Genomic DNA, 6,430 nt, shown 5'->3' on the forward strand with positions numbered 1-6,430 from the left:
TGTGCGATTTAGAACTCGTCGACCTATTCGAAAACACAGTTATCGAATAGGTCTAATATCTTCCATAACTGTAATCCGAAAAAACAAGACCCTGTGGGACACAAAATTCTAAAGAAGCCCCGATGTATCAGCTGTGGAAAGTTTTGGATAATTTGATATTGACTATTTTAGCATTCACGTATAGTATAAAATATATTTTTCTGATTTAATTATGATTTTGGAGGTTACCTTATGGCAGTGCCAAGAGCTAAAACATCAAAAGCACGCACACGCCGCCGCCGGGGAATAAATATGCGGTTGACAGCTCCTCATCTTGTGGAGTGTGCAAATTGCGGTAATTTGATTTTATCTCACCATGTATGTTCTAAATGCGGTCACTACCGCGGACATCAGGTTGTTGATCCCGATACATTAAATTAAGAGAGGATTTTCTTTTATGGATGAGTTATTTGCTAAAATTCAGAAGCTGATTGCAGAAAAGCTTGAAATCGATGCCGATAAAATTGCGCTCGATTCTTCTTTCCGCCAAGATCTTGGTGCCGACAGCCTTGATACCTATGAATTAGTGTACGCTATCGAGGAAGAGATGGGTATAAAGATTCCGGATGGAAAAGTAAGCGAATTTGAAACAGTACGAGATGCTTACGACTTTATTAAAGAAGCTCAGTCAAAATAACTTGGCGGAGGGATGGGTTCTTGTTTCCTTTTAAACAGGCTTTAGACAAACAAAGGAAGCAAGAACTGCTTGTTTTTCAAAAAACCGCGAAATGTAAATTTAAAAATCCCTATTTATTGGATATTGCTTTTCATCATCGTTCTTTTTCTAATGAACACGCGGATGCTCCTGTCAACAATGAACGGCTTGAATTCTTAGGGGATTCCGTTCTCGGTATGATTGTAGCAGCTGAACTCTATCTTGCACATCCTGATAAACCTGAAGGTGATTTGGCAAAGATCAAGGCTGCTGTAGTTTCAGAGGACTCTCTTTTTTCACTTGCACTTGCACTTCATATCGATGAATATTTAGTACTTGGACATGGAGAAGAAGTATCGGGCGGAAGAAGAAAAAAAGCGCTGTTGGCAGATGCTGTGGAAGCGTTAATCGGAGCTTTTTATCTGGACTCCGGTTTTAAAGCAGTGCAGCGCTTTGTACTGGATATTATTGCGCCGCAGTTAGATCTTGTAGAGCATAACCGGCATCAGTATCGAGATTACAAATCACTTTTGCAAGAATATGTACAAAAAAAATATAAAATCGTACCGAAGTATATCCTTATTGGAACCCAAGGTCCCGATCACGACCGTGTTTTTCAAGTAAAAGTACAGATTAAAGGTACAGAGTATGGTCCTGCAAAGGGGAAAAGCAAAAAAGAAGCGGAACAAGCTGCCGCTGAAGCTGCATGGCAAGCCTTGTGTCCATAACTAAACCTGTTCGGAAACTTCCGTTTCTGAACAGGTTACTTTGAAATGCGATATTCTAAATCGTGCTATTTGTGCGATTTAGAACTCGTCGACCTATTTGAAAACGCAATTATCGAATAGATCGACTCTAGCACATTCAGCATTTTTGACTTATACTAGACCCTATGGAATTTGAAAAGATTATACCGGCATCCCGCCTTGCAGCGGCACCCCATGAAAACGGCTTCAGCATTGATAGAGCTGTACTTGCGGTTTTTGCTGAACAAGCGTTTAAACGTTTATCCTTTACCTTTCCGCAAGAGCATCTGGAAAGCCTTGTACAGGTTGCCGCTGATCCTGCATCTTCTGAAAATGACCGATTAGTTGCAATAAAGCTCTTGGAGAATGCGGTAATTGCAGCAAAAGGGTCATTGCCGCTCTGCCAAGACACCGGTGTAGCACAAGTCTTTGCATGGAAAGACGCAGCGGTTTCTTCTATTACCCAAACGGCAGAGGCACAAACCGAAAATCAGACTGCAGGTTTCAGCTCCGACAGTACCGCCCTCACCGCAGGGATCGGCAGGGCATACAAAGAAAACAATCTCCGCTTTTCAATCAATATGCCGTCTTCTCTTTTTGATGAAAAAAACACTGCCACCAATTTACCGGCTCAAATCGATATATTCAGTACGGACAATGCGGCATTATGCAGCAATGGAGCAGAAGAGCATATACAGAACCCTTCCTATCGCTTCTTATTCTGTGCAAAAGGCGGAGGCTCTTCAAATAAAACCGATTTTACCTGTGCAACAAAAGCATTACTCAATCCCCAATCCTTTGAGCAATTTCTCAAAACAAAGATTGCAGCTTTGGGGACAGCTGCCTGCCCTCCTTATACCATTGCCGTAGTGATTGGAGGTTTAAGCCCTGAGCAGAATCTCCTCACACTCAAGCTGGCAACCACCGGTTACTGGGATGCTGTAGAGCAGCTGAATACTGCAGATGCAGGACTCCATTGGACGGATTCAATAGGCGGTGTGCGTCCGCTGCGGTGCCGGGAGTGGGAAGAACGGATAGTGCGCATTGCAGCGGAAACCGGCTTAGGTGCCCAATTCGGCGGTACCCACCTTGCAGCCCATGCCCGCGTATTCCGCTTACCGCGGCACGGAGCAAGCTGCTTTGCTTCTATCGGCGTTTCATGCAATGCTCACCGGAATCTGGTCGGTTATATCAGCAAAGAAGGGGCATTCCTTCAAAAAAATATCGCAGACCCGCAGCCGTTTTTGGAAAAGGCGCTCCGTGCCGTCCGGCAAAATAATGAAGCAGCACTGCATACCGGCACTTCGGTACTTCATAATGCAGAACCGGTTGCCATCGACCTTGGTTCTCTTGCTGCTGCCCGTACAGCACTTTCCCGCTATGCGGTTGGACAAGCTTTCCTTTTTTCCGGTGATATTTTGGTTGCACGGGATGCTGCACATGCCCGGTGGAAGGCATTGCTGGAGAGCGGTAAACCATTGCCGGACTACACTCTGCACTACCCTATTCTCTATGCAGGACCTGCCGAAACACCTGCCGGAGCAGTTATCGGGAGTTTTGGACCAACAACGGCAAACCGTATGGATCCCTATGCTGATGAGCTGATGAGTAGAGGAGCTGCATTGATTACTATTGCTAAGGGGAACCGTTCCGAGCTATGGCGTACTGCCTGCAAAAAATACGGGGCATTTTACCTCGGCACTATCGGAGGAGCTGCTGCCCTCATTGCCGAAAAGCATATTACAGCACGGACAGTACTTGACTATCCCGATCTCGGTATGGAAGCTGTTCAGCTTATTTCCGTAAAAGATTTACCGGTATTTTTGATAACCGATGATAAGGGAAATGACTTTTATGCGTCGTTGAAGCGTGTATAGGGCATCTCTAAAAAATCGGTTAGCCTTGATGCCCTATAGATGAACCGGTACCGCAGCAGAGCAGCACGAGACCTGTTCAGAAATGTAAGTTTCCGAACAGGTGTACTGTTATGCGGTACCTTTACTATTTATTTTTTTGCTTGTATTTTATCTTTTTCTTTTTTGACTTTTTGATCAAGAACATCCATCAGCTTATTGACTCCGGCATTAAAGTCATAGTCATCAGTTGAAACATGCGCCGTTCCGCCCTTAAAGTTGACCGTACATTCATAGGAAAATTTCTTATCGAACTTTATTGTGCAAAGCACATCAACAATCAAATCTTCCGCATACTTGATCCGCTCAAACTTTTTGTGGATGAACGCTTTTTGATCTTCATCCAGCGCAAATTTAACTGCCTGTACATTGATATTCATACTATCCTCCTATAGATTAACAGTCAGATATGTCTCCGCTTTATACGGGACGTTTATGTCTGCCATCTTATATTAGATCTGTTCGATAACTGTATCTTCGAACAGGTTTATTAAAAGTATACGCAATAAACTGAAAAAAGTCGAGGAATTTTTACAGATCAATATCCCTAATTAGTCTTAAATTTCCCAACCTCTTCCGCCAAGCTCTCAATACTCTGCTTATTCTTCTGCGTCAACGCATTTACTTCCTGCACCGCATTGTTAATCTGCACAACTCCCGATGCCATCTCATTCATGCTTTCGGTGATAATACGTGTGAGATTGTCCAGCTTTTGCATCTCCTCTGCGACTCCCTGTCCGCCTTTCAGCATCTCTTCAGAGCCTGCCTGTACCTCCGTTGTAACGCTGTTGATACTCTTAATTGCAATCAACACTTCTTTGCTGCCGTTTTCCTGCTCCTGCATTGCTTCAGTAAGCCGGGAGCTCATTACTTTGACATCTTCAGCAAGCGTGAAAATCGCATTAAACTTTTCTTCTACCGTTTTAGCAGCGCTGGAAAGTGTTTCTATTTCTCCGCTCAGCGTTTTTAAGGTAGCAGTGATGGTTTTGCCTTGCACAGAAGATTCTTCGGCAAGTTTTCGGATCTCATCGGCAACAACAGCAAAGCCCTTTCCTGCTTCTCCCGCATGCGCTGCTTCGATTGCTGCATTCATTGCTAACAAGTTAGTTTGCGATGCAATATGCTGAATAACATTCGACGCTTCCAAGAGGGAACCGGATTCTTCGGCTATCTTCTGTGTTACGGTGTTGGATATCTCCAATGTTGCTTTGCCGTCACCGGTTGCCGATGTAAGATTTCTGATTACGTCATCGGTTTTCCCCAGTGTTTGTCCGATAGAAGCGATATTCGCAACCATCTCCTCTACCGAAGACGAAGATTGAGCGACACTTGCTGCCTGTGTTTCAATATGGTTATTCAGCTGTTTAATCGTTCGGACAATTTCTTCGATAGTTGCTGCCGTTTCAGTAACGCTGGCAGCTTGAGTCATTGCCTGCTGTTTAACCCCGTCGATATTCGCACTAATCTCATTTACCGCACTCGCTGTTTCGGTCATATTGGATGCAAGTTCCGTACCGATTTCTTCCATCGTATCACTATTTACACCGACCTGCCGGATAGACGTGCCGATTTTTTCGATTGTTTCATTAAAGTATTCAGCCATATCGGTAATCTCATCGTTGCCATGCACCGGCAAACGCACTGTTAAATCGCCTTCGCCTTGTGCGATATTCTGCAAAGCGGAAACAACCCTTTGAATCGGTTTTACCGTTGCACGGGCAACAAGATATACACTGATAAGCGCAATCACTAAAATTGCCAGACCTATACCAATCATCGAGAAGCCTAGTATATTAATTGCCCCCATAAATTCTTCTTTCGGCGCATTTATGACAACGGTCCAGTCGGTTGTCTTCATCGTAGCATAAGACGCAATTTTACTTATCCCATTATAGGTATAAAAACCGATGGAAGGATCATCTATTTCTACAGCCATCTTTTCGAAAGCTGCAAGAGAAGCCAGAGAGCTGTCAGTCAATGCCATATTTCCTACATTTTCCATGGCCTTTACTCTATCGAACGCTTTTGATGCAATAGTGGTTCCCGTAAGACCAAGAATATAGCAATATCCTGTCTCGCCGACGATAATATCCGCTATATCATGTGAAAGAATAGATGCTTCAACGGTTGCCACTAAAACACCCATAACAGAATGATTATCATCATAAATCGGAACAGCAAATACGATAATAAAAGCCCCATCCAAGCGGGAAACGAGCGGTTCTGCAACAAAACTTTTTCCTTTAGAAGCAGCCATAAAAAAATCTCTGCCGGACACATCCAGTGTTTGTCCGTTGTCCGTATATTGTATTCCTTTCATATCGCATACATCCATTTTGTGAATTCTATCGTTAAAGGCAGCTTCTTTTTTTAAGTATGCCGTTTTTTCTTGGTAAGAAACAGCAGGATCACGCAGTATCGGCACACGGGCTATTCCCTCAAAAAATTGAAAAAAAGATGCTACTTTACCATCAATTACCGCTGCCGTGTCGGTTGCTTTATCGATAAGATGCCTTTCGACTTTTTCAGTTACGGCTTTACGTGCAATTCTGACGGCAAAAAAGCCTTGCGTAGTTGATGCAAGGGCAACCAATAAACCGAAAATAATAACAAGCCTTTTCCTTAAAGAAAACCGCTTTTTCATTGTGTACCTCCTTTGTGTAGGGAGTTTTTTTCTTTTTTTTCGATAAAAAGAAAAAAGCCCCCTACGACCCCAAAAAAAGAAAAATGACGACCAAAGGGGTACCCCTTTGGACCCCCCCTATTGCCGGTGTGAAATCGGAATTAAAAAATAGGGAGCTTTGATTTATTTAGCAGTAAAAATTAAGAGAGAGAAATTATCCAGAATTGAAATATTGTTCAGAAGTGTACATCCATGCACACTTCTGATAACGTAACGCAGTAGATGCGTTGTCTATTGCGAAAAAAAGCCTTTTGGAAATAGGTGAGGCAGATGCTAGGAGTGCACAAAAAATACCCGCAGGCATGTTGTACAGCGTACGTCCGTGTACACTGTACAACAACAAGTTTTTCTGACGAAAAACTTGCTGCAGCTTGGAACCAGCGGCATCCGTGCC

The 6,430-nt window shown here is 43.5% G+C and carries 6 protein-coding genes; 4 read left to right on the forward strand and 2 right to left on the reverse strand.

Annotated features, from left to right (window positions below):
* Nucleotides 1-231 precede the first annotated feature (231 nt).
* The 4 genes from rpmF to ACTTJ8_RS11100 all read left to right on the forward strand — a co-directional run bounded on the left by rpmF (nt 232) and on the right by ACTTJ8_RS11100 (nt 3,317).
* Nucleotides 232-420: a 50S ribosomal protein L32 gene (gene rpmF / locus ACTTJ8_RS11085; protein ID WP_442716173.1), complete on the forward strand. Its 189-nt coding sequence runs from the start codon at nt 232-234 to the stop codon at nt 418-420.
* A gap of 16 nt (nt 421-436) precedes the next feature.
* Nucleotides 437-676 (forward strand): acyl carrier protein, encoded by a 240-nt coding sequence (gene acpP, locus ACTTJ8_RS11090; protein ID WP_442716174.1) that lies wholly within the window; start codon nt 437-439, stop codon nt 674-676.
* A 20-nt stretch (nt 677-696) separates the two neighbouring features.
* Nucleotides 697-1,422 (forward strand): ribonuclease III, encoded by a 726-nt coding sequence (gene rnc / locus ACTTJ8_RS11095; protein WP_442721223.1) that lies wholly within the window; start codon nt 697-699, stop codon nt 1,420-1,422.
* Between the two features lie 164 nt (nt 1,423-1,586).
* On the forward strand, nt 1,587-3,317 hold the full coding sequence (locus ACTTJ8_RS11100; RefSeq protein ID WP_442721224.1) for a fumarate hydratase C-terminal domain-containing protein: 1,731 nt from the start codon (nt 1,587-1,589) through the stop codon (nt 3,315-3,317).
* Between the two features lie 128 nt (nt 3,318-3,445).
* Here the strand turns inward: ACTTJ8_RS11100 and ACTTJ8_RS11105 are convergent, their stop codons facing one another.
* Both ACTTJ8_RS11105 and ACTTJ8_RS11110 read right to left on the reverse strand, forming a co-directional pair.
* Nucleotides 3,446-3,733, reverse strand: coding sequence for an HPF/RaiA family ribosome-associated protein (locus ACTTJ8_RS11105; protein WP_442716177.1), 288 nt, complete (start codon nt 3,731-3,733; stop codon nt 3,446-3,448).
* 167 nt (nt 3,734-3,900) lie between these two features.
* The gene (locus ACTTJ8_RS11110; RefSeq protein ID WP_442721225.1) at nt 3,901-5,997 is read right to left on the reverse strand and encodes a methyl-accepting chemotaxis protein; all 2,097 of its coding nucleotides are present in this window, start codon (nt 5,995-5,997) and stop codon (nt 3,901-3,903) included.
* Nucleotides 5,998-6,430 lie beyond the last annotated feature (433 nt).

Source organism: Treponema sp., from assembly GCF_052169735.1.
GTDB lineage: Bacteria > Spirochaetota > Spirochaetia > Treponematales > Treponemataceae > Treponema.